The sequence below is a fragment of the Corallococcus sp. CA041A genome, assembly GCF_003612075.1.
GTDB classification, from domain to species: domain Bacteria; phylum Myxococcota; class Myxococcia; order Myxococcales; family Myxococcaceae; genus Corallococcus; species Corallococcus exiguus.
Genome location: NZ_RAWF01000168.1, coordinates 1 through 22,360, shown reverse-complemented (window position 1 = coordinate 22,360; position 22,360 = coordinate 1). Strand labels below are relative to the sequence as shown.

The window sequence follows — 22,360 nt, the reverse complement described above, 5'->3', positions numbered from 1 at the left end:
CGCACGCCACGGGTCCCCAATGGCCACGGCCACCGGGATGTCCAGCCGTGCCGGGGGGCTGTCCGTCGGCTTCCAGCCACTGCCCCGGGCCCTTCGAACGGCCCGGGGTGCGGCGAGCAACGAAAGCAGCGCGCCGGGAGTGTCTACCTCCCGGCGGGACGTGACTGACTACTTCTGCGGCAGCGGCACCGAGCGCACGTGCAGCTCGCGCAGCTGCTTCTCGTCCACGTCGCCGGGAGCGCCCGTCATCGTGTCCGTGCCCGTCTTCGTCTTGGGGAACGGAATCACGTCGCGCAGGGACTCCGCGCCGGTGAGCAGCATCACCAGGCGGTCCATGCCCAGCGCGATGCCGCCGTGCGGGGGCGCGCCGAACTTGAGCGCGTCCAGCAGGAAGCCGAACTTCACGCGCGCCTCCTCCTCCTGGATGCCCAGCGCCTTGAACACCTCGCTCTGCACCTTCGGGTCATGCAGGCGGATGGAGCCGCCGCCAATCTCGAAGCCGTTGAGCACCACGTCGTAGCGGTGGCACTTCACGCGGCCCGGGTCGGTCCCCAGGTACTGCACGTCCTCGTCGTGCGGACGGGTGAAGGCGTGGTGCGCCGCCGCCCAGGTGTTCGTCTCCTCGTCGTACTCGAAGAGGGGCGGGTTCACGACCCAGAGGAACTTCCACTGGCCGCCGCTGCCGTACTCGGGGATGAGCCCCAGCTTCTTCGCCACGTGCACGCGCAGGTTCGCCATCACCGTGTGCACCAGCGACTCGCGGCCGAACTGGAACAGGATGAGGTCGCCCGTCTTCGCGTTCACGGCCTGGTTGATGGCCTGCCGCAGCGCCGGCGTAATCGTCTTGGACAGCGGGGACTGGGTCCACTCACCGCCCTCGCCCACCTTCGCGCGCGCCAGGCCCTTGGCGCCCGCCTGCTTCGCGAAGTCCTCCAGCTTGTCGCTCTCCGCGCGGGACAGCGCCTTCTCCGCCGGGACGACCATCGCCTTGACGATGCCCTTGTCCTGAACCGCGTCCCACATCATGGGCACGCCACCGGCCGCGCCGTGCTCGCGGATGACGTCCGTGAGCACCACGTGCTCCAGCCCGAAGCGCAGGTCCGGCTTGTCGTTGCCGTACTTCGCCATGGACTCGTAGAAGTCCATGCGCATGAAGGGCGTCGGGATGTCGATGCCCAGCACCTCGCCCCACAGCTTCTTCAGCAGACCCTCGATGATGGTGAAGATGTCGTCCTGGGTGACGAAGCTCATCTCCACGTCGATCTGCGTGAACTCCGGCTGCCGGTCCACGCGCAGGTCTTCGTCGCGGAAGCACTTCACGATCTGGAAGTACCGGTCGAAGCCCGCGACCATGAACAGCTGCTTGTACAGCTGCGGGCTCTCCGCCAGCGCGTAGAACTTGCCCGGGTTCAGGCGGCTGGGGACCAGGAAGTTACGCGCGCCGCCCGGCGTGTACTTGCCCATGAAGGGCGTCTCCAGCTCCAGGAAGCCGTTGCCCGCCATGTACGAGCGCGCCAGCGTGTTCATCTTGGAGCGCGTCATCAGCGTCTTCTGGAGCGGCCCGCGGCGCAGGTCCAGGTAGCGGTGCGCCAGGCGCTTCTCCTCGGACGTCTCCACGTTGTCCTCGATGAGGAACGGCGTGGGCTCCGAGCGGTTGAAGATGGTCAGGTCCGAGGCCTTCACCTCGATCTCACCCGTCTTCATCTTCGGGTTCACGTTCTTGCCGCGCGACAGCACCTTGCCCTTGATGCCGACGCAGTACTCCAGGCGCAGGTGGCCGGCCGTCTCATGGGCCTCCTTGCTGTCCGGCTCGAACACCACCTGGGTGAGCCCTTCGCGGTCCCGCAGGTCGATGAACACCGCGCCACCGTGGTCGCGGCGATTGTGCACCCAGCCGAAGAGGACCACTTCTTCGCCAACGTTCGCGGCCGTGAGCTGACCGCACGTGTGGGTACGCTTGACCTCTGAAATGAACGGGACCGCCATGGAGACCGCCTGCGTTTGGTTCGGGAAGGAAGGCCGGGCACCATAGCGGATCGTGGAAACGACGCGTCAAGGAATCCATGGCCCGAAAGCCCCCGTGTTTTCACCGTCATCTCCCTCGGAAGACGGGCGCATGAGCAGGCAGGCGCGCACGTCCCCGCAACCGGGAATTGAATCGCGGGTTGAAGCCCCCATGCAGGGGGACCTGGACACCCACCGCCGGCCCAAGGGCATGCCCCCGTGCATGCGCGCGGGGTGGGTGCTGCTCGCGCTGTTGGGGGCACGAAGCGCAGGGGCGGAAGTGGCGGACAGCTCCGTCACGCTCGAGGCGAGCGGCGGCCACGGCTATGCCCTGTGGAGCCTCTTGGGCGACGTGGGCGTAGGGGAAGCGACCTTCGTCACGCTGGGCTACACCGGCGTGCGTCCGGAATCCGGCACCGCGGCCACCCATCAACTCTCCCTGGGCATGGACCACCTGGCGGGCGAACACTGGCTCCTCTCCGGCGTCGTCAGCCTGGGCCTGTCCAAGGCCTCGGACACGGAGCTGACCCAGGAGCGCCCCCGCCTCAACGTCCCCGGCCTCACCGCCCGGACGGGCTCCGGCAGCCAGGCGGTGCAGCTGGGCGCGGCCTGGGACTCGGCGGGCTTCGGCACCTGGGAGTACGGCCTGGACGCGGGCGTGGGCGTCAGCCGCAACCCGCTGCGCCGCCAGCTGCTCACCGTCTCCGACGGCGCCGCCACGGAGCGCTACGCCCAGGAGGACATCCTCTGGTCGGCCCGCCCCACGCTGGGGGCGCGGCTCCTCTGGAAGGGCCAGTGGGAGCTGGGGCTGCGCGGGGCTCTTGCCTTCTACAGCGAGGACCCGCTCACCGCGGGCCAGTTCACCGACGCGGAGACGAACCAGTTGGAGGCCCAGCTCGAAAGCCGGGTGGCCGCCCGCAAGGCCCTGGCGGGACTGCGCCGCCGCCAGCTGCGCGACCTGGGCGCGGCCGTGGCGCGGCGCCTGGGCGAGGTCAACGCCACCACCGGCTTCCCCTCCGCCCCGGTCCGCTGGGACCTGAGGCCGTCCCTCTCCTGGCGCCTCACCCCCGCCCTCCGGGGCCAGCTGTCCTACGCCTTCACCCGGTACGTGCCGGGTGAGGGCGTGGCCCACGTGGTGGCCACCCGGTGGACGGTCCGCCTGGGCGACGCGGTGCGGCTGTGGGCCTCCGTGGCCCTCCAGCGGGACGTGCCGGTGGACCTCCCCGTGGACACCTCCGGCCTGCTCACACTCGGAGGGGAATACACGTTCTGAGCGGTCCGGAGTAAAACGGCGTCATGCTCCGAACAGTCACCACCGCCGCCGTCGGGCTGGCCCTGGCCACGGGCTGCGCGCCGGACAGCGAGGCCCCCGTGAAGGTCTCCGTCCTGTCCCGCTCCAGCAATGGCCAGTACGTCCCCACGCAGGTCGAACTCACCACCATCGAGGACGTCGTCGGCCTGAAGGGCACCGTCGGCGACCTCCAGGGCGGTGCGCGCATCGTCATCGACGTGAACGACCCCGCGCTCCAGAACGCCACCGCGGACAACGTCGCGGAGGTGCTGCTCAAGAAGTCCGGCCACGACGTGAAGGCCAGCTACATCAGCCAGAAGGACGAGAAGACGGGCGATGACGTCCTCTGGCCCGCGGACTTCCACTCCTGGAACATGGTGACCTCGTATTACAACCTCGAGCGCGCCAACGAGTACTTCCGCACCGTCGCCAACGTGAAGGTCGTCTCCTTCGAGCCCACGCCGACGCTCTACTACTTCCCTGAGTTCATCCAGGCGCAGGTGAGCAAGGAGCCGGCGCGCGACAACGCCATCTTCTATCCGGTGCTCCAGTCCTTCATGGTGCTGCCGTTCGATCAGATCCAGCGCGCCCCGCTGCCCCTCAACGCGGCGGTGATGGCGCACGAGTATTCGCACCTGGTGTTCAACCGGCTGGCGTACGCCGGGCAGTCCCTGCCCGTGGCGTTGTCCAACTGGTCCGCGGGGAACCCCAGCCAGGGCGCCAACGTGCTCAAGTCCTTCGACGAGGGCCTGGCGGACTACCACGCCTACGGCGCCACCTGCCGCAGCGTCAGCGGGTGTGACCCCCGCTTCATGTCGACCTCGTTCGACGGCGGCCCCTTCGCCGGGGTGACGGACGCGAGAGATCTGTCGCGCGGGGACCGCTGCATGAGCGCGCTCCTGTACGCCCGCGTGCAGCAGCAGGACGTGGGCACCTTCTCCTCCGACGGCGCCGAGTACCAGGTGGGCACGCTGCTGGCGACCGCGCTCTACCAGGCGGGCCGCTCCACCGGCCAGGAGGCCCAGCTGCAGCGCGACATCGTCTCCGCGTACTACGACACGGACCCCGCGAAGCCGGGCATCTACCAGTACACGCAGCTGGTGCTGGGGGATCAGTCCCAGTTCTCGCTGGCCGTCCCCGCCGCCGCCATCATCTCGCACATCTCCGACCTGGATCTGCGCAAGGCCGTCTGCAACGAGTTCATGGACCACCTGCAGATCCCGCGCGAGCTCCTCATCGGCGCCAACCTCTGCCCGGCCAGCGCCGCGGGCGGCACCACCTGCCCCAGCATCTTCCAGTGAGGCCCGCTCCCTTGAACACCTGGCTCAAGGCCTGCCTCGCCGGCAGCCTGCTCTTCACCCCTGTCGCGTTCGCCCAGAGCGCGGATGACGACGACCCCTACGCCTACCCGGAGCAGGAAGCCGAACGCGCCCAGGAGAAGGCCCAGAAGGAAGACGACGACGCCTACGATCGCCGCCGCAAGCTGGTGGACGAAACGGACGAGTTCCGCGAGGCCTCCGAGCGAGAGAATGACGACGGCTTCCAGAGCATGGCCCGCTTGGACGACCCAAGCCTGGGCGTCGCGGTGGAGCTGGTGGGCGGTCTGTTGATGGTGGACAGCGCTCGAGGCAACTTCTCCGACAACAAGCCCGCCCTGGGCGTGCGAGCCACGTATGAGTTTGGTCGCACGCTCAAGACGGAGAACGAGATGTGGCGCCAAGGCTTCATCGCCGACCTGCGCTGGATATACGGCAGCCTCAGTGACGGCACGGATTTCATCAAGGGGGTCACGCGGCTTCACTACTTCACGCTCGCGCCTGCTTGGGTGTTCCGCTTCGGAGAGTCGGACTTCGGATTCTTCGTTCAGGCTGGCGGCGGACTCGCCTACCAGAACACCAGCATCAGCGTGGGTGAGGACGAGACCCAGGTGAACGGACTCAAGCCCGTCCTCCAGTACGGCTTGGGTATCCGTGGCCGCCCTGGCCGTAGCGCGCGATTCATGTTCCGCATTGAGGCCACGGGGCTACGCCGCGGCTATGCGAACGACTTCTTCCTGGGCGGCAGCGTCGGTATCGGCTTCTGAAGCACCGCCCTTTTTTGTCCCCTCGGCCCCCGCGCCCTTCCCACCTGGGAAGCGGTGGCGGGGGCTGAACTTTTCCCCTCCCTCGCGCCCGCGGGCACGGCCCCCTGCTTGGTATTCCAAGGAGATGGACCCCTGGCATGCCCCCTGCTTACATTCGCGCCGGTTGGGGGAGTCAGGGGCGTCGGGCTGGAGGTGGAAGATGAACGGCGAACAGGAACACGGGCAGGGCAACACCCGGCACTGGGATCCGGTGTGCGGCAGGCACCTGGAGGCGCCGGAGGACCATCCCTCGTCGGAGTACAAGAAGCGCCGGTACTTCTTCTGCTCGGAGGGCTGCCGCACCGCCTTCGAGCGGCAGGCGGAGCGCTTCCGCCTCAACGAGCTGGCGCGGGCCGGCGCGCTGATGTCGCCGGGCCGGGTGCGCTGGGGGCTCGCGTAGCGCGGGCAGGAACCTCGGACGGCGTCAGGCGGCCTGACGCACGTCCTTGAGGCGCAGGGACAGCTTGCGCTGGCCGCGGAAGGTGTCGAAGCCGGCCTGGAAGGCCAGGTCCACCGGCCCCTCCACCAGCGACACGCGGTCCGCCATGCCGAAGCCAATGGCATCCAGCTCCGGAGCGTCCACGAGCGCCAGCTTCAGGTGCCCCGCGCCAGGCACCCCGGACTTCGCGGGCAGCACGCGAGGCCGGGCCTGCTGGCCGCGCAGCACCAGCACCGGCTCCGGGTTGCCCTGACCGAAGGGCCCCAGCTTCTGCAGCGACTCCACGGCCGTCGCGTCCAGGTCGCGAGGGTTCACCACCGCGTCCACGCGGCAGCGCGGAATCATGTCCTCCGGCGTCAGCCGCTGGAGGGCAATCTTCGCGAAGGCCTCGCGGAATGCGGGCAGCTGCTTCGCGTCGATGGTGAGGCCGGCGGCGTGCTTGTGCCCGCCGTAGCGCATGAGCAGGTCCGAGCACCCGGTGAGCGCGTCGTACAGGTGGAACGCCTCGATGCTGCGCGCCGAGCCCTTCCCCACCCCGTCCTTCACGCCCACCATCACCGTGGGCCGGTGGTAGCGCTCCACCACGCGCGACGCGACGATGCCGATGACGCCCGGGTGCCAGCCCTCGTCGTAGAGCACCAGCCCGCGCGAGTCCTTGTGCTCCTCCGCCTGCGCCAGCGCCTGCGTGAGGATGCCGCTCTCGATGCCCTGCCGCTCCGCGTTCGCGCGATCCAACACCTGCGCCAGCGAGCGCGCCGTCTCCACGGAGTCCGCGCAGAGCAGCTGCAGGCCCAGCGACGCGTCATGCAGGCGGCCCGCGGCGTTGATGCGGGGCCCCAGGCGGAAGCCCACCTGCCCCGCGGTGACGGTGGCGTCCGGCTCCAGGCCGGCCACCTCCTTCAGCGCGCGGATGCCGGGGCGGCGGCCCTGGGACAGCTCCTGGAGGCCGTGCGCCACGAGGATGCGGTTGGCGCCGGTGAGCGGCACCACGTCCGCCACGGTGGCCAGCGCCACCAGGTCCATCAGCGCCTTGAGGTTGGGCTCCTTGCGCGTGGCGAAGAAGCCGTCGTCGCGCAGCCGCTTGCGCAGGCCCATGCAGAGGTTGAAGGCCACGCCCGCGGCGCACAGCACCTTGGTGGGGTACTCGCAGCCGGGCTGGTGCGGGTTGAGCACCGCGGTGGCGGGCGGCAGCGTGGGCGGCACCGTGTGGTGGTCCACCACCACGACCTCCAGGCCCAGCTCCTTCGCGCGGGCAATCTCCGCCACGGAGGTGATGCCGCAGTCCAGCGTCACCAGCAGGCGCGTGCCGTCCTGCGCGATGCGCTCCACCGCGCCCAGGTTGAGGCCGTAGCCTTCGTCCAGCCGGTGCGGGATGTACGTGGAGGGCGTGGCGCCCAGCTCCTTGAGGAACAGGTACATGAGCGACGTGGAGGACACGCCGTCCACGTCGTAGTCCCCGTAGAGCGTCACCTTCTCCTTGAGCCGCACCGCGCGCAGCACGCGCTCCACCGCGGGGCCCATGCCCTTCATCCGGAACGGGTCCGGCAGGTCCGCCAGCCGGTCCGACAGGAAGGCCGACGCCGCCTCCGGCGTGCGGTAGCCCCGGTGGAGCAACACCCTCGCCGCCAACGGGTGCAGCGACAGTTCACCCGCGAGCGAACCGACCTCCTGCTCGACGACATCTGGAAGCAACCACCGCATGGCGAAGGACAGTACCTCAGACGTCCGACCAAGGCAGTCCAACCCGCCCACTCACACCACCCTCCTGCACGTCTGTTCAGACGCGCGCTCGCCTGCCTTCCTGCCCCCAACCTGCACGGCGAGTGCGCGGTGCCGCGAGGGACGCGTCGCTGACGCTGGGCGCGCGCTTCTGAAAAAGCGAAGGGCCCTCGCTTCCACATGGGAAGGAGGGCCCTCGTCGCTTCAAGCCGTCAGACAGCTCAGGCCGTCTTCGGCTCCTGCTTGGCGCCACCGGAGTGGCCCTCGCGGGCGTGCGCGCGCTCGTCCAGCCAGATGACCAGCGGGCTGGCGATGTACACGGACGAGTAGGTGCCCACGAGGATGCCCACCAGCATCGCCATGGCGAAGTCGAAGATTTCGCCCACGCCGAAGATGAGCAGACCGATGAGCGACAGCGCCGTCACGCCGGAGGTGAGGATGGTGCGGCCCAGCGTGTCGTTGACGGCGATGTTGATGATCTCCGGCAGCGGCTTGCCCTTGTACTTCACCATGTCCTCACGGATGCGGTCGTAGATGACGATGGTGTCGTTCACCGAGTAGCCCACGATGGTGAGCAGCGCGGCGATGGACGTGAGGTTGAACTCGCGCCGGCTCACCAGGTAGTAGCCCGCCACCATCACCACGTCGTGGAGCATGGCCAGCAGCGCGCCCGGGCCGAACTTGAAGTCGAAGCGGAACGCCACGTAGATGAGGATGGCGACCATCGAGTACACCAGCGCCATGATGCCGCGGTTGCGCAGCTGCTTGCCCACCTGCGGACCCACGTAGTCGACGCGGCGCTGCTCGAAGTTCGGCTTGTCCAGGCCCGCGCTCAGCGCGGTGAACACCTTGTCCGCCATGCCGCTCGCGACGACCTGGTAGTCATAGCCGGTGCCGCCCTGGTTCGCGCCCAGGTCGCGCACCTCCTGCACACCGATGCCCGCGCCGTCCTGCACGGCCTTCTTCACCGCCTCCGCGGACATGGGCTGCGCGGAGCGGAAGTTCACGATGCCGTTCGCCATGTCGGCGTAGACGTTGCGCGTCTCGCCCAGGCCCTGGATGGCCGTCTTCGCGCGCTCGGCGTTCTCCTCCGTGAGCTGCGTGACGCCGCCCATGCGCAGGAGGAAGGAGTTCTCCTCGGCCGCGCCCACGCCCTGGACGCTGACGTCGTGCAGACCGCCGGCCTGGGCCTTCTCACGGACCTGCTCGGCCGTGGTGGGCGTGTTGTACTTCAGCTCCACCACCGTGCCGCCGGCGAAGTCCACGCCGAAGTTGAACCCCACCGCGGCGATGCCGACGATGATGGCCAGGTTGATGAGGGTGGAGATGAAGAGCGCCGGCTTGCGCTTGCTGATGAAGTCGATGTTCGTCTTGTGCTTGAGAATCTGCATGGCGGATTTCCCGAAGGCGCTGGAGGCCCGTTAGACGGACACCGACTGCGCGTTACGGCCGTGGACGAAGTAGGTCGTGATGACGCGCGTCACGACGATGGACGTGAACAGCGACGCCAGCAGGCCCACGATGAGCGTGGTGGCGAAGCCGCGGACCGGACCCGTTCCCGTGAAGAACAGGATGAAGCCCGCGATGAGCGTCGTCACGTGCGCGTCGAAGATGGTCCAGAAGGCGCGGTCGTAGCCCTGGTCCACCGCGGCGCGCGCGGACTTGCCGTTTGAAAGCTCCTCGCGGATGCGCTCGTTGATGAGCACGTTCGCGTCCACCGCGATGCCCAGCGTGAGCACGAAGCCCGCGATGCCCGGCAGCGTCAGCGTGGCGTTGAAGAACGCCAGGCCGGCCAGGATGAGCAGGCCGTTGAGCAGCAGCGCCACGTCCGCGATGAGGCCGGACTTGCGGTAGTAGACCGCCATGAAGACGACGACGAGCGCCAGGCCCACCAGCGCGGCCAGGCTGCCCTTCTTGATGAGCTCGTCCCCCAGCGTCGCGCCCACCTGACGGATTTCGCCCACCGTCACCGGCGCGGGCAGCGCACCGGCCTTGAGCACCAGCGCCAGCGTCTGCGCCTCGCCCAGCCACTCCTCGAAGCTGCGCCCGCTGGCGCGGCCCATGGTGATGCGCGCGCGGCCGCCGCCGATCTTCTCGTTGATGCGCGGGGCGGTGTGCACGTTGTCGTCCAGCACGATGGCCATCCGGCGGCCCACGGCGGCCTCGGTCAGCTTCTCGAACTCGCGCGAACCGGCCGGGTCGAACGCGATGTTCACCTCCGGCTCGTTCATCTGGCTGACGGACGCGTCCGCGCCCGCCAGGCTCTCACCGGTGAGCGGAACGTTCTTGTCCAGCAGGTAGCTGCGGTACGCGATGCAGTCGTTCTTCTTCACCGGGTTCGCCACGCACTCGGTGACGACGTCGCGGCCCTCCGGCGTCTTGTCCTTCGCGTACGCCAGCAGGGCCTCGCGGTTGGGCGAGGACAGCTGAGGGAAGCCCTCGTCCTCCACCAGGGTGATCTTGCTCTCCGCGGGGGGCGGGTTCTGCTGGTACATCTGCGCGAACACCTGGGGGTTGGTGTCGTCCACCATCCGGAACTCCAGCTGCGCGGTGGTGCCCACCAGCTCCTTGGCCTGCTCCGGGTTGCTGCGGCCGGGCAGCGAAATCTGGATGGAGTCCGTGCCCAGCTTGCGCACGTCCACTTCCGCCACGCCCCACTTGTCGATGCGGCGGCGGATGACGAGCATCGCCTGGTCCACGGCCTCGTCGCGGAAGCGGTTCACCTGGCCCTCGTCCGGCTTGAGCACCAGCGTGCCGCCGTTGCGGGACTCCACGGTGAAGTCGGTGAAGGTGGCGAGCACTTCCTTCTGGATGGCGTCCATGGTGCCCGGGTCCTTCGCGGTCAGCACCAGCTGCAGCCGCTCCGGGTCCGTGTCCGCCGTCACCTCACCCAGCTTCTTGTCGTTGACGTAGGTGGCGATCTGCGTCCCGCGGCGCTCGGTGCGCTTCTGCAGGGCCGTCTTGGTGTCCACCCGCATCACCATGTGGATGCCGCCCTGCAGGTCCAGCCCCAGGTTGAGGCGGTACTTCGCGGGGGGCGCCCACGCGGGCAGCCGCTGCTCCAGCACGGCGATGTTGTTGCGCTCGTTGCGGTCCAGGACCACCAGCGAGTAGTACGTCGGGACGAGGAACCAGATCGTTCCCAGCGTCACCGCGACGATCATTCCGAACTTCCACCACCAGCCGCGGTCCATTACTTCTCCTCCTTCTTCTCAGCGGGGGCAGCCGCCGGGGCGCCCGCCACCGGAACGGTTCCCTTCGCACTGACAGCCGTCTTGAGCACGCGCACGCGCACTCCGCTGGCGATCTCCAGCGTCACGGTGGAGTCGTCCACCTGGTGGATGCGTCCGAGGATGCCGCCGGACGTCACGACGTCATCCCCCTTCTTCAGCCCCGCGAGCAGGTTGCGGTGCTCCTTGAGCTGCTTCTGCTGGGGGCGGATCATCACGAAGTACATGATGGCCACCAGCACGGCGAGGAAGCCGAAGGTCCCCAGGGGGGAACCGGCCCCGGCCTGCGCGAGAATCAGGAAACTGTCAGCCACGAACTGCCTCGTCGTTTGGAAGGGAGGACTCGGGAAACCGGCCCCGACCCGGCGTACGGGTGGGGTCAAAACATCCGAAAGGGTGGCCTCTTAGCAAGGGCGCCCCATGTGAGCAAGTGAACGCCGGAAGCGCGGCAATCCCTTTGCCCGCTCACCGACCACCTTTGCGTTCGGCCTCCTGCGCCACGGCCTTGGCCCGGAAGTCCCGGGCGAACGTGGCGAAGCGGTCCTCGGCGATGGCGCGGCGCACCTGGGCCATCAGGTCCAGGAAGTAGTGAAGGTTGTGCAGCGTGTTGAGCCGCATCGCCAGGATTTCTCCCGCCGCGAACAGGTGCCGCAGGTAGGACCGGCTGAACGTGCGGCAGGTGTAGCAGGAGCACGCCGGGTCCACCGGCCGGGGGTCCTTGGCGTAGGCCGCGTTGCGGATGACCAGCTTGCCCTCCGAGGTGAAGAGCAGGCCGTTGCGAGCGCACCGTGTAGGCAGCACGCAGTCGAACATGTCCACGCCGTGCTCCACGCACGTCACCAGGTCCAGCGGCGTGCCCACGCCCATCAGGTAGCGCGGCTTGTCCCGGGGAAGCAGCGGCGCCGAGTAGGCCACGCCCGCGTGCATGGCCTCCGGCGCCTCGCCCACGGAGTAGCCCCCCAGGGCGTAGCCGGGCAGGTCCACCGCGCAGATCTCCTCCGCGTGGCGCTTGCGCAGGTCTTCATGGAGGCCGCCCTGTACGATGCCGAACAGCGACGAGCGCTCGCGGCCCCACGCCTTCACGCACCGGTGCAGCCAGCGCGTGGTGCGCGCCAGGGACTTCTCCAGGTAGGCGCGGTCCTCGGTGGACGGAGGGCACTCGTCGAACGCCATGATGACGTCCGCGCCCAGCGTCTCCTGGATTTCGATGGAGCGCTCCGGCGACAGGAAGTGCCGCGAGCCGTCCAGGTGCGACTGGAAGGCGGCGCCCTCCTCGGTGATCTTGCGCTTCTCCGACAGGCTGAACACCTGGAAGCCGCCGCTGTCGGTGAGCATGGGCCGGTCCCAGGAGATGAAGCGGTGCAGGCCGCCCATCTCCCCGACGAGCGGCTCTCCGGGGCGGAGCATCAGGTGGTAGGTGTTGCCCAGGATGATCTGCGCATCCAGGGTCTTCAGGTCGTCCGGGCCCACGCCCTTGACGCTGCCCACGGTGCCCACGGGCATGAAGATGGGCGTTTCAATGGGGCCATGCGGCGTGTTCAGCCGGCCGCGGCGCGCCTTGGTGCCGCTGGCGTCCTCGTGCAACAGCTCGAAGCGCACCAGCCCCGGGGGCACGCGGGTATCGCCCTTCTCCTTGCGCTGCTCGTCGACCACGGCACTCACTCCTTCACCAACATGGCATCGCCGTAACTGAAGAACCGGTAGCCCGCGCGCACGGCCTCCTGGTACGCGGCGAGCGTGCGCTCCCGGCCCAGGAGCGCGCTCACCAGCATCACCAGCGTGGAGCGCGGCAGGTGGAAGTTCGTGAGGAGCACGTCCACCTGGCGGAAGGCATAGCCGGGCCGGATGAACATCGCCGTCTCGCCGGGGCCCACGCGCAGCCTGCCCGTGTCCGGGTCGGTGGCGGACTCCAGCGTGCGCACCACGGTGGTGCCCACGGCGACCACGCGGCGCCCCTCCGCCTTCGCGGCGTTCACGGCGGCGGCGGTGGCCTCCGGCACGGTGAAGCGCTCCGGGTGCATGTGGTGCTTGTCCAGCACCTCCTCGCGCACGGGGAGGAAGGTGCCGGGCCCCACATCGAGCGTCACCTCCACGCGCCGCACGCCCTTCGCCGCGAGCTTCGCGAAGACGTCCTCGGTGAAGTGCAGGCCGGCGGTGGGCGCGGCCACGGCGCCGGACGCGCGGGCGTACACGGTCTGGTAGCGCTCGGCGTCCGCGGCCTCGGGCTCACGGGTGATGTACGGAGGCAGGGGCAGCCGGCCCGCCGCGTCCAGGAGGCTGGCGAGCGAGGCGCCCGGCGCCGCATGGAAGCGCACCCGGTACTCCCCTCCCCCCAGGGCCTCCAGGACTTCGGCGGACAGGCCCCCGGCGAAGGTGACGGACTGGCCGGGCTTGAGCCCCTTGGACGCCTGGCCCAGGCAGACCCACTCGAGCGACTCAGGAGCCCCACCGAGCGCGGCGGAGGTGAGCGTGGCCGTGGCGGCGGGGCGGACGACCAGCAGCTCCACACGGCCGCCGGTGCCGCTCTTCTGGCCCAGCAGGCGCGCCGGGATGACGCGCGCGTCGTTGAGGACGAGCAGGTCACCTTCACGCAGCAGGTCCGCGAGGTCGGTGAAGCGCTGGTGGCTCCAGGCGCCGGTGGCGCGGCTGACGACCATCAGGCGCGACGCGTCCCTGTTGGGCAGCGGGGCCTGGGCGATCTGCGCCTCGGGGAGCTCGAAATCGTAGTCGGAGAGGAGGGACGACACGGGGTTGGCGCTTGTAGCAGCCCCCGCGCCCTCACGGAACCGGCGAGGGCGTCAGTAGAGCTGCTGGAACTCGGCGCCCGGGTAGTAGTGGGAAAGGATTTCCCGGTACGCCTTGCCCTGGTCGGCGAGGGCCTTGGCGCCCCACTGGCACAGCCCCGCCCCGTGGCCGAAGCCACGTCCGGTGAACACGTAGTTCTTGCCGGAGGCTTCCACGTCGAAGTCCAGGCTCTTGAGGCGCGTGTAGCCCAGCTTGCGGCGGAACGACACGCCGTCCACCGCGGTGCCATCCGACATCGTCACGCGGGTCACCCGGTGCGTGGGCGTGCGGCCGGTGACGCGCATGCCGCCCGGTGTGGCCTTCAGCGCGCCGCGCAGCTCCGCCTCGGAGAGGGTCGCGGTCCAGCGGCTGGCAGGCAGCTTGCCGCAGGGGCAGTCAACGGGCTGCAGGTACGGCAGGTTCCGCTGGAGGGCGTCCTGCCCGGACTCGGTGCGCCCGCCGCAGGAGGCATGGAAGTACGCCTCGATGGGGGCCAGGTCGTACGTGAGCACCTCACCCCGGGTGGCCTCCACGGCGGCGCGAGTCTTGGCGTCCTCGCGGTTCACGCCGCCATACACCTGGTGGAGCACGCTGCTGCCCATGTGGAAGGCGGCGCCATACGCGTCCAGCTTCTTCTGCAGCGCGTACGTCCGCGCGGCCACGGCCTGGGCCTTGAGGGCCTCCAGGGGGAAGGACACGGGCATCTCGCTGCCGAGCACCGCCGCGAGATAGTCCTCCAGGGGGATGACGTTGATGAGCTGGAGGCTGTTCTTGAAGACGCGCACGACGACGTCGCCGCGCACCTGCGCACTGCCCGCCTTCAGGGGTTCGTTGCCGGGACCGCCCGCGTCGGTGGCCTCCAGGCCGCCACGGAAGCGGATGGCATCCCCGATGACGGGAGCACCGTTGACCTCCAGCTTGCCGTTGCGGCGGCGCACGGTGGCCTGGCCCGAGGTGACGGCGGCGAAGGTGCCGTCCTCGGCATCCGGGCCGAAGCCCAGGCCCCGGCCGCTCACGCGGACCTCGTCGCCGGGGTCGTCCATGGCAATGCGCATCGTCTCCACGGCGAACGCCCGCGATGACGCGAGCAGGAGCAGCAGCAGTGCCACACGTTGCAACATGGTCCAACAGTCTAGGGGCGGAGCGATCCGCCTCAAGAAATCGGCCGGGCGCCAGGACCTCTCCCCGGTAGGAGCCCGCGAAAACCCCAGGCGGATGCCGCAGAATGGGGCCCAGTGACTGCCTCCGTCCCCGACGTCGCCCGCCTGTCCCCCGAGGCCCTCTCCGAGGCCCTCCGCGCGCTGGAGCCCCGCACGGCCGCCGTGTTGGTCCGCCGGCTCGTGGAGCGCCGCCCCCAGGCGGAGTGCGCGGCCTGGTACGGGATTTCAAGCGACGCCTTCTCGGTGCTGCTGCTCCGCTCGGCGGTGGCCCTGGCCCGTCAACTGGGCCAGCCCGCGAGGTCCCCGGAGAGCCCGGAGGAAGCCACCGCCTGGGAGCGCATGCTGGCCATGGCCGTGGAGAAGGACACCGCGCCCGTGCCGGTGCCGCTCGCGCCCGTGGCCTGGCTGTGCAGGCGGATGCATGCCCTGGGGCCGGAAGTGGAAGCCGCGTTGGACAAGGCCGCCCAGGCCGACGCGAACTCGCCCGGACGAGCGCGGGAGGAATGGCTGAGGAGGCTGGCCGTGGCCGCGCTCCTGGCCCTGACGGCCTGGCTCTACTGGAGCCGTCCCCCTGAACCGGAGCCCCGCCCCGAGCGCCGCATGCGCTCCCCGGAACGCCGCTGACTGGACGCAGCCACGAGCGGGCGCGTATGGGTAGGCCCATGCGAGCGATCCGGTCATGGCTGGCCCTCCTCATCGCGGGAATCGCGCTGGCAGGCTGCGCGAAGCACGTGGACACCCGGGTGGCCGGAGACGACGACGCGACCATCGACGGCATCGAGGCACGCCTCGACGAGCTCCGCGCCCGCGAGCAGGGTGACGACCTGACCTGCGCCGAGCAGTGCGACGTCTCCACACGGACGTGCGCCACGGCGAAGGAGCTCTGCGGCCTCGTGGAGCAACAGGGGGACCGGGACGACCTCCCGCCGCGCTGCGCCAGGGCCCGCGAGCAGTGCGCGGGCGCGAACGACGGCTGCACGCGGTGTCAGGCGCCCTGAAGAACCGGCCATGCGCTGGCTCTGACTCCGTGCCTATGATGGGTCGGATTGAGGAGCTTCCCCATGACCACCCGTCTCTCGTTGATGCTCGCTGCCTCGTCGCTCGTCCTGGCGCCCCCTGCCCTCGCGGAGGAGGAAGGCCTGACGCCGGAGAAGGTGGCGGCCATCCAGCGCGATGAGTTCGCGGCCCAGGCGAAGGTGAACGAGGAGCACGGCAACCGGAAGCCCTCGGAGATGAGCAACGCCGAGCGAGGCCAGGCCATCCGCGACCAGCAGAAGGAATCCGCCAAGGTCATGGAGAAGCACGGCGTCTCCGCGAAGGAGTTCGCCAGCTTCACGGCCCGGATGAAACCCGAGGACAATCAGCGCGTCGCCAACGAGGCCAAGCGGCTCGACGACAAGGCCAAGGCCGAGAAGGAAGCCGAGGCGAAGAAGCGCAAGGGCGACGGCGAGGTCCACATCCAGCAGGGCTTCAGCGACTCGGACCCCGTGGAGATGGAGTCCGCGGACGGCGCGGAGCCCTCCGTCGACGTCGACGGCAGCCTGGACAGCACAGCGGGTGCGCCGACCGTGGAGCTTGGCGACAGCGCCGGCACGGCGAAGGGCATGAGCCGGAAGTCCGCCAAGCGCCGCAAGTAGCCCCGCGGCGGCCGGCATCCTCCGGGGCCCTCAGCGGCCTCGGAAGCCCAGCTCCCGCGACCGCGCCTGCCACACCTCATCGTACGGGCAGGAGCAGTCCGTCTGCTCCGGCTCCGGGTACGCGTACGTCTGGCCCTTGTAGTTGCGGAACAGGGTCTCCCGCTCGCCGCGCTCGATGACGTAGTCGGGCTGGAGGGTGACCTTCCCTCCCCCACCCGGCAGGTCCACCGCGAGGTGCGGCACCGCGAGCCCGCTGGTGTGCCCGCGAAGCTGCTGGAGGATCTCCAGCCCCTTGGCGATGGGCGTGCGCAGGTGCTCGCAGCCTTCCGCGACGTCCATCTGGTGCAGGTAGTACGGGCGCACGCGGCTGCGCAGGAGCACGTGCGACAGCTCCTTGATGATGCGCGCATCCGAGTTGAGCTGACGCATCAGCACCGCCTGGTTCTCCACCGGCACGCCATGGTCCACCAGCCGCTCGCACGCCTCGCGCGCTTCCGGCGTCACTTCCTTGGGGTGGTTGAAGTGGGTGATGACGTAGACGGGCGCGTAGCGGCGCAGCAGGCGCGCCAGCGAGTCCGTGACACGCATGGGCAGCACCACCGGCACCCGCGTCCCGATGCGGATCATCTCCACGTGCGGAATCTCGCTCAGCGGCGCGAGCAGCGACTCCAGCCGCTCCTCGCTCAGCAGGAACGGGTCGCCCCCGGAGATGAGCACGTCGCGCACCTCGGGGTGGTTGCGCACGTAGTCGATGCCCCGGCGCATCTGGTCCTTGGTGAGCTCCGCCTCACCGCCCTTGGTGATGCGCCGCCGCGTGCAATGGCGGCAGTAGACCGAACACGTATCCAGGGCCAGGAACAGCACCCGGTCCGGATACTTGTGGACGATGCACTCCTCCGGGCGCGTCTTGTCCTCGCCGAGCGGATCCTCAAGTTCCCCAGGCCGCACCCGGGCCTCCGCGCGCACCGGAATGGACTGCATGCGCACGGGGCACAACGCGTGCTCCGGATCGATGAGGGACAGGTAGTAAGGGCTGATGCCCATCCGGAACAGCGAGGACGTCTCCTGCACCCCGGCGCGCTCATCCGGGGTCAGGCGCACGTAGCGCTCCAGTTGCTCCAGGTTGCGCACCGAGTGACGCTGCTGCCAGCGCCAGTCCGTCCACTCCGCGTCGATCACGGAGGGAAACAACCGGGCCCGCCCCTCGGCACTGAGCGAGGGACGGGGGGACGACTGGGGCGCGATGGCGCCCACGGAGGAATCCATTACGCCGCCTTGGGCTGATCCCGCCACCACGCCTGGCCGGACTCCGGCAGCGTGTCGATGGGATCGAAGTACTCGTACTTCCGATCAAGTGCGTCGGCGTCGTTCGCTTCCACGCTGGTGCGGTAGTTCTTGGTCCAGTAGGAGATGCCGCGCTCGCGGTCATACTCCGCCACCTGGTGGATCCACCGCTTCCCCACGAACGGCACGTCACAGACGATGCGCGGCGTGGCGAAGCCCGGCATGTAGCCCATGATGTCGTGCTGGAGCTTCTGCGCCTGCGCCACCGACAGCCGCCAGTGCTCGCTGTTGGGGATCATGTCGCACATGTAGAAGTAGTACGGCAGGATCTTCGCGTGGTCGAGCAGCGTGAAGCACAGGTCCAGCAGCGCCTTCGGGCTGTCGTTCACGCCGCGCAAGAGCACGCCCTGGTTGCGCACGTCGCGGAAGCCCATGTCGAGCAGCTTGCGCACCGCCTTGCCCACCAGCGGCGTGAGCTGCTGCGCGTGGTTCACGTGCGTGTGCATCGCCAGGTCCACGCCGCGCTCCACGGCCTTCTTCGCCAACCGGTCCAGGCCGGCCAGGACGTTGTCCTGGAGGAAGTGCTGCGGCAGCGCCATGAGGCCCTTGGACGCCAGGCGGATGTCGCGGATGTTCGGGATGTCCATCAGCGCGCTGACGAACGGCTCCAGCGCCTGGATGGGCAGGTTCGCGATGTCGCCGCCGGACACCACCACGTCGCGCACGGTGGGCGTGCGGCGCAGATAGTCCAGCATCTGCTCGTAGCGCTCCTTCTGCCCCGTCGCGAACTTGTGCTTGGACACCTGCGGGACGTCGTTGCCCACCAGGTCCATGCGCGTGCAGTGGCCGCAGTACTGCGGGCACGTGGGCAGCATCTCCGCCAGCACCTTCGTCGGATAGCGGTGCGTCAGGCCCTCGACGACCCACATGTCCGCCTCGTGGAGGCTGTCACGGCTGGCGCGCGGGTGGTTGGCCCAGTCCGTGCGGCGGTCGGCGAGCGCCGGCAACATGTACTTGCGGACCGGGTCGTTCCACAGGTCCTCCAGGTTCATGGTGTTGAGCATCTGGGGCGGGACGAGGATGGACATCGTCGCCCGCTCCTTCTGGTCCAACTCCATGCTCGCGGCCAGGTCGTCCGGCAGCAGCGCCCCGAGCGTCGCCCGCAGCTCGCGCAGGTTCTTCACGGTGTGCTTGCGCTGCCACACCGAGCTCTCCCACTCCGCCGCGGTGACGTCCTTGTAGCCCGGGATGCGCCGCCAGTCGGGCTCCACGAACTCCTGGCGAAGAGGATAGGTGAAAGGCTGCTGCGCGGGGCCAGCGTCGGGCTTGCCTCGAGTGGACGTCGTGCTCATGAACACATCACCTCAACGTAAGGAGCGTCGTGGGCGAGGCGTCATAGCCTGCCCCCTGACATCCCTGCTCAACAATCGCCAGGGGCACAAGATGCCCCATGGCGCAGTGCGTCCGTTCAATTCACCGGGACGTTGATGAGCTTGGCCACGCCCTCCGCCTCGACGACCACCACCTGGGGCTTGGTCGACTTGCCGTTGAGCTTGAAGACGACCTTGTGCTTGCCCACCGGCAGTGAAAGCGGATTGCCCAGCGTCACGGGGCTCAAGCGACCCGTGTTCTTCCCATCCACCCAGATTTGAGCGCCCGTCGGCGACGTGCTGCAGGCGAACTTGCCCATCGCGGCAGCGGCGGGCTTCGGCTTCGGCTCCGGAGGAGGCTTCGGGGTCGGCGTCACGGCCACAGGAGGAGGCTTGGGCTTCGGCTCCGGAGGCGGGGGCTTCGGCTTGGGCTCGGGCGGTGGCGCTTCCTCCACCATGTCCACGGCGACGCGCACCTCGGTGTCCCCGCTGGACGTGAAGTCGCCGGAGAACGGCTTGAAGCCCGCGCGCTTCGCCGTGAACGTGTACTTCTTGCCCATCTCCAGGTCGCCGAGCTTCGCGCCGGGCAGCTTGCCCAGCGACTTGCCGTCGACGGTGATCTCCGCGCCCTCCTGCCCTTCGAACAGGGCGGTGAACGTCTTCGGCGCGGGAGGCTCGACGGGCTTCTCCGGGGGCGTCTCCGGCGTCGTGGGCGGCGTATTGTCCACCACCACCGGCGGCGTAGCAGGCGGCGGATCCTTGATCTCTGGAGGCTTGGGTTCTGGAGGCTTCGGAGTCGGAGCATCCGCCGCCTTCAGGCTGAGGAGGATGGGGGCCGCCGCCTGTCCGGCGGTGACCTCGATCTGCTGCGTCACGGGCTGATAGCCCGGAGCCGAGGCGGTCACGTTGTGGATGCCCGCGGACAGCTCGATGACCTGGTTGGCGTTCACGGCCTCACCGTCCACGAGGACGGTGGCACCCACGGGCGCGACGAAGTTCACGGAGCCCGTGGACGAGCCGCGGACCACGAAAATCACCGCGACCAGGAGCAGCAGGGCCGCGCCCGCGGCCATGCCGATGATGGCGGGCTTGGGCAGAGGCTTCTTCGGTCCAGCGGGCGCCTTGGCCTTCTGGACCTTGGCGGCCGGGGCCGGCTTCGCCATCTTGGAAGCCTTCTGGGGGATGGTCGCCGGACCGTCGGCCTCATCGTCGTAGGGCGGCTCTTCCGAGTCCTGCCCTTCGTCGCCGTAGTCCTCCTGGCCGTCACCCTCGTACTCGTCGCCCTGGTCGTCGTAGGCGCCGTCCGGGTCTTCCTCGGCCGCCTGAGCGCGCAGGCCGTTGTGGCGGGAGCCCACCGGGACGGTGATGTTGCCCGTGGTCTCCTCTTCCTCGGGATCCAGCACGGGAGCCGCCGAGCCACCGCGGGAGCGCGAAGGCGGCGCCGTCGGAGCCGGACCAATCATGGTCGCCCCCGCGTAGGCTTCTCCGCCCTCGTCCCCGATGATGACCTGGGACTTGGGACCGCTCTTGCCCTTGCCGCCTCTTCCTTCGTCCTGGGCGTAGGGAGACGCGCTCGTGTGGTGCCCGGCCCGGTCGATGGGGTTCTCCGAACGGCCGGTGATGCTGTCGTCCACGACGACGCTGCTGTCCGCGATCCGCGTCTCCGGGGCGCGGAACGTGTGCGTGGAGTCGACAATCTGCGTCTTGTCCGCGGCGCCATCCATCTCCGCCAGCTCTTCAGCGCTGGGCGGCGGGATGTAGCCAGGCGCGGGCTGTGCGGGCGCAGTGGAGGCGCGACCCACCGGAGAACCGGTGGCCGAAGGCGCTGGCGACCTCTTCTGGGAGGTCGCGCGGGGGGGCGCGGCCACGGGAGGAGGCAGCGTCACACCCGAGTGCTCGATCTGGTCCGGGCGCTCAACGGAGGCATAGCGCTCCATCTTCTCCGCCTCGCGGAGCATGTCCTCGGCGAAGGCCTCCTTCATGAAGCCGGACAGGTGCTTCGACGAGTAGATGGCGTCCCCCGCGAGGAGGAAGCGCATCAGGTCCTCCTGGAGGTCCGAAGCCCACTGGTAGCGGTCCTCGGGCTCGCGCGCGAGCGCCTTGAGGACGACCTTCTCCAGACCCGCGGAGATGTTCGGGTTGAACTCGCGCGGCAGCGGGATGTCCGCGTTGCGCACCTTCTCCAGCGTGGAGAAGTCGGACTCGCCCACGAAGAGCTTCTCGCCCGTGAGCATCTCGTAGAGCAGTACGCCGACCGCGAAGATGTCGCTGCGCCGGTCGATGGGCATGCCCCGGACCTGCTCCGGGCTCATGTAGCCGAACTTCCCCTTGAGGATGCCGGCCTGCGTCTTCTGCGAACGGTTGGCGGCCTTGGCGATGCCAAAGTCGATGATCTTCACCTCGCCTTCGTACGAGACGAGGATGTTCTGCGGAGAGACGTCGCGGTGGATGATGTGGAGGTCCTGGCCGCGCGCGTCCTTCTTGCGGTGCGCGTAGTCCAGGCCCTCACACATCTTGGAGACGATGAACACCGCCTGTGCGGTGGGCATGATCTCCTTGCGACGACGGTAGCGCTCCAGGAGCGTGCGGACATCACGGCCCGCCACGTACTCCATGGCGATGAAGTACGTCTCCTCGTGCTTCCCGAGCTCGTGGATGTGCACGATGTTGGCGTGGTTCAGCTGAACGCTGATCCGCGCCTCGTCGATGAACATCGTGATGAACTCGTCATCCTCCGCCATCGTCGGAAGGATCTTCTTGATGGCTAGGATGCGCTCAAAGCCTTCGACGCCAAAAGCCTTCGCGATGAAGACCTCGGCCATACCGCCGACGTTGACGCGCTCAAGGAGCAGGTACTTCCCAAAGAAGGTCGGCTTCTTCATCTCGCGGGGCTGCCCGGCGCCGGCGAGTACGAACCGCGGCAGGCGGTGCGCAGACCGGGGGGAGCAGTGACTCTAGATCCAGTGAGAACGGCGGTCAAACATCCAAGATGACGTGATTCCCCAACGAATCCGAGAACTTGGCCTCCCCTCGCTCCAAAACTGACCCACCTGCCATCCCGCGTCACTCCAGAATCGCCTACCGCGAGCGCAGGCTGCGGCACACGCCGGGCAAAATCGAGCCACGCGCACGGGCACCAGGAACCCCTGGCGAGCGCGTCTCAGCGCTCAAGCCAGGTGCGGCGGCCCGTGACACAAGCCCGCAAAGACAAAGCCCCTGGCGCCTTGCGGCACCAGGGGCTTTCAAAAAGAATCCGGCAGCGACCTACTCTCCCACGCGGTTTCCCGCGGAGTACCATCGGCTCTGGAGGGCTTAACTTC

General features: G+C 68.9%; 18 protein-coding genes. 7 read left to right on the top strand and 11 right to left on the bottom strand.

Going from position 1 to position 22,360, the window contains the following annotated elements; translation table 11 throughout:
* Positions 1-168 precede the first annotated feature (168 nt).
* A complete protein-coding gene (aspS, locus tag D7V77_RS26825) occupies positions 169-1,986 on the bottom strand; it encodes an aspartate--tRNA ligase (RefSeq protein WP_120579150.1) in 1,818 nt (605 codons plus the stop codon).
* 190 nt (positions 1,987-2,176) lie between these two features.
* Here aspS and D7V77_RS26820 point away from each other — a divergent pair, with 190 nt between their 5' ends.
* From D7V77_RS26820 to D7V77_RS26805, 4 genes are all read left to right on the top strand, one after another.
* Positions 2,177-3,277 (top strand): hypothetical protein, encoded by a 1,101-nt coding sequence (locus tag D7V77_RS26820; RefSeq protein ID WP_120579149.1) that lies wholly within the window; start codon positions 2,177-2,179, stop codon positions 3,275-3,277.
* 23 nt (positions 3,278-3,300) lie between these two features.
* Positions 3,301-4,596, top strand: a complete 1,296-nt coding sequence (locus tag D7V77_RS26815) for a hypothetical protein (RefSeq protein WP_120579148.1) — start codon at positions 3,301-3,303, stop codon at positions 4,594-4,596.
* 11 nt (positions 4,597-4,607) lie between these two features.
* Positions 4,608-5,378 (top strand): hypothetical protein, encoded by a 771-nt coding sequence (locus D7V77_RS26810; protein WP_120579147.1) that lies wholly within the window; start codon positions 4,608-4,610, stop codon positions 5,376-5,378.
* A gap of 199 nt (positions 5,379-5,577) precedes the next feature.
* On the top strand, positions 5,578-5,817 hold the full coding sequence (locus tag D7V77_RS26805; protein WP_120579146.1) for a YHS domain-containing protein: 240 nt from the start codon (positions 5,578-5,580) through the stop codon (positions 5,815-5,817).
* 24 nt (positions 5,818-5,841) lie between these two features.
* On the opposite strand, the gene recJ is transcribed toward D7V77_RS26805, so the two are convergent.
* From recJ to D7V77_RS26770, 7 genes are all read right to left on the bottom strand, one after another.
* On the bottom strand, positions 5,842-7,557 hold the full coding sequence (gene recJ, locus D7V77_RS26800; protein WP_120579145.1) for a single-stranded-DNA-specific exonuclease RecJ: 1,716 nt from the start codon (positions 7,555-7,557) through the stop codon (positions 5,842-5,844).
* Positions 7,558-7,796: 239 nt separating this feature from the next.
* Positions 7,797-8,966 carry a protein translocase subunit SecF gene (gene secF / locus D7V77_RS26795; RefSeq protein ID WP_120579144.1) on the bottom strand — a complete coding sequence of 390 codons (1,170 nt, stop codon included), beginning with the start codon at positions 8,964-8,966 and terminating at the stop codon, positions 7,797-7,799.
* 30 nt (positions 8,967-8,996) lie between these two features.
* Complete coding sequence (gene secD, locus D7V77_RS26790; RefSeq protein WP_120579143.1) at positions 8,997-10,769, bottom strand: protein translocase subunit SecD; 1,773 nt, start codon at positions 10,767-10,769, stop codon at positions 8,997-8,999.
* Complete coding sequence (gene yajC, locus D7V77_RS26785) at positions 10,769-11,119, bottom strand: preprotein translocase subunit YajC (protein ID WP_120558798.1); 351 nt, start codon at positions 11,117-11,119, stop codon at positions 10,769-10,771. The genes secD and yajC overlap by 1 nt, the downstream gene beginning before the upstream one ends.
* A 151-nt stretch (positions 11,120-11,270) precedes the next feature.
* Positions 11,271-12,458 (bottom strand): tRNA guanosine(34) transglycosylase Tgt, encoded by a 1,188-nt coding sequence (gene tgt / locus D7V77_RS26780; RefSeq protein ID WP_120579142.1) that lies wholly within the window; start codon positions 12,456-12,458, stop codon positions 11,271-11,273.
* 5 nt (positions 12,459-12,463) lie between these two features.
* A complete protein-coding gene (queA, locus tag D7V77_RS26775; protein WP_120579141.1) occupies positions 12,464-13,552 on the bottom strand; it encodes a tRNA preQ1(34) S-adenosylmethionine ribosyltransferase-isomerase QueA in 1,089 nt (362 codons plus the stop codon).
* 51 nt (positions 13,553-13,603) lie between these two features.
* The gene (locus D7V77_RS26770; RefSeq protein WP_120579140.1) at positions 13,604-14,710 is read right to left on the bottom strand and encodes a SpoIID/LytB domain-containing protein; all 1,107 of its coding nucleotides are present in this window, start codon (positions 14,708-14,710) and stop codon (positions 13,604-13,606) included.
* Positions 14,711-14,824: 114 nt separating this feature from the next.
* Here D7V77_RS26770 and D7V77_RS26765 point away from each other — a divergent pair, with 114 nt between their 5' ends.
* The 3 genes from D7V77_RS26765 to D7V77_RS26755 all read left to right on the top strand — a co-directional run bounded on the left by D7V77_RS26765 (position 14,825) and on the right by D7V77_RS26755 (position 16,386).
* Positions 14,825-15,373, top strand: a complete 549-nt coding sequence (locus tag D7V77_RS26765) for a hypothetical protein (protein WP_120579139.1) — start codon at positions 14,825-14,827, stop codon at positions 15,371-15,373.
* Positions 15,374-15,411: 38 nt separating this feature from the next.
* Complete coding sequence (locus D7V77_RS26760; protein WP_233597251.1) at positions 15,412-15,747, top strand: hypothetical protein; 336 nt, start codon at positions 15,412-15,414, stop codon at positions 15,745-15,747.
* A 63-nt stretch (positions 15,748-15,810) separates the two neighbouring features.
* Positions 15,811-16,386 carry a hypothetical protein gene (locus tag D7V77_RS26755; protein ID WP_120579137.1) on the top strand — a complete coding sequence of 192 codons (576 nt, stop codon included), beginning with the start codon at positions 15,811-15,813 and terminating at the stop codon, positions 16,384-16,386.
* Positions 16,387-16,416: 30 nt separating this feature from the next.
* On the opposite strand, the gene D7V77_RS26750 is transcribed toward D7V77_RS26755, so the two are convergent.
* From D7V77_RS26750 to D7V77_RS26740, 3 genes are all read right to left on the bottom strand, one after another.
* The gene (locus D7V77_RS26750) at positions 16,417-17,652 is read right to left on the bottom strand and encodes a KamA family radical SAM protein (protein WP_120579136.1); all 1,236 of its coding nucleotides are present in this window, start codon (positions 17,650-17,652) and stop codon (positions 16,417-16,419) included.
* A complete protein-coding gene (locus D7V77_RS26745; RefSeq protein WP_120579151.1) occupies positions 17,652-19,022 on the bottom strand; it encodes a KamA family radical SAM protein in 1,371 nt (456 codons plus the stop codon). The genes D7V77_RS26750 and D7V77_RS26745 overlap by 1 nt, the downstream gene beginning before the upstream one ends.
* Before the next feature lie 116 nt (positions 19,023-19,138).
* A complete protein-coding gene (locus D7V77_RS26740) occupies positions 19,139-21,922 on the bottom strand; it encodes a serine/threonine-protein kinase (protein WP_120579135.1) in 2,784 nt (927 codons plus the stop codon).
* Between the last annotated feature and the right edge of the window lie 438 nt (positions 21,923-22,360).

Bases quoted from the DNA above. Each gene is read 5' to 3' on its own strand.
- aspS (WP_120579150.1), bottom strand. From the start codon at position 1,986: ATGGCGGTCCCGTTCATTTCAGAGGTCAAGCGTACCCACACGTGCGGT.
- recJ (WP_120579145.1), bottom strand. From the start codon at position 7,557: ATGCGGTGGTTGCTTCCAGATGTCGTCGAGCAGGAGGTCGGTTCGCTC.
- D7V77_RS26740 (WP_120579135.1), bottom strand. From the start codon at position 21,922: ATGAAGAAGCCGACCTTCTTTGGGAAGTACCTGCTCCTTGAGCGCGTC.
- D7V77_RS26815 (WP_120579148.1), top strand. From the start codon at position 3,301: ATGCTCCGAACAGTCACCACCGCCGCCGTCGGGCTGGCCCTGGCCACG.
- secD (WP_120579143.1), bottom strand. From the start codon at position 10,769: ATGGACCGCGGCTGGTGGTGGAAGTTCGGAATGATCGTCGCGGTGACG.
- D7V77_RS26805 (WP_120579146.1), top strand. From the start codon at position 5,578: ATGAACGGCGAACAGGAACACGGGCAGGGCAACACCCGGCACTGGGAT.
- secF (WP_120579144.1), bottom strand. From the start codon at position 8,966: ATGCAGATTCTCAAGCACAAGACGAACATCGACTTCATCAGCAAGCGC.
- D7V77_RS26760 (WP_233597251.1), top strand. From the start codon at position 15,412: ATGCGAGCGATCCGGTCATGGCTGGCCCTCCTCATCGCGGGAATCGCG.
- D7V77_RS26750 (WP_120579136.1), bottom strand. From the start codon at position 17,652: ATGGATTCCTCCGTGGGCGCCATCGCGCCCCAGTCGTCCCCCCGTCCC.
- D7V77_RS26745 (WP_120579151.1), bottom strand. From the start codon at position 19,022: ATGAGCACGACGTCCACTCGAGGCAAGCCCGACGCTGGCCCCGCGCAG.
- D7V77_RS26820 (WP_120579149.1), top strand. From the start codon at position 2,177: ATGCAGGGGGACCTGGACACCCACCGCCGGCCCAAGGGCATGCCCCCG.
- D7V77_RS26770 (WP_120579140.1), bottom strand. From the start codon at position 14,710: ATGTTGCAACGTGTGGCACTGCTGCTGCTCCTGCTCGCGTCATCGCGG.
- D7V77_RS26755 (WP_120579137.1), top strand. From the start codon at position 15,811: ATGACCACCCGTCTCTCGTTGATGCTCGCTGCCTCGTCGCTCGTCCTG.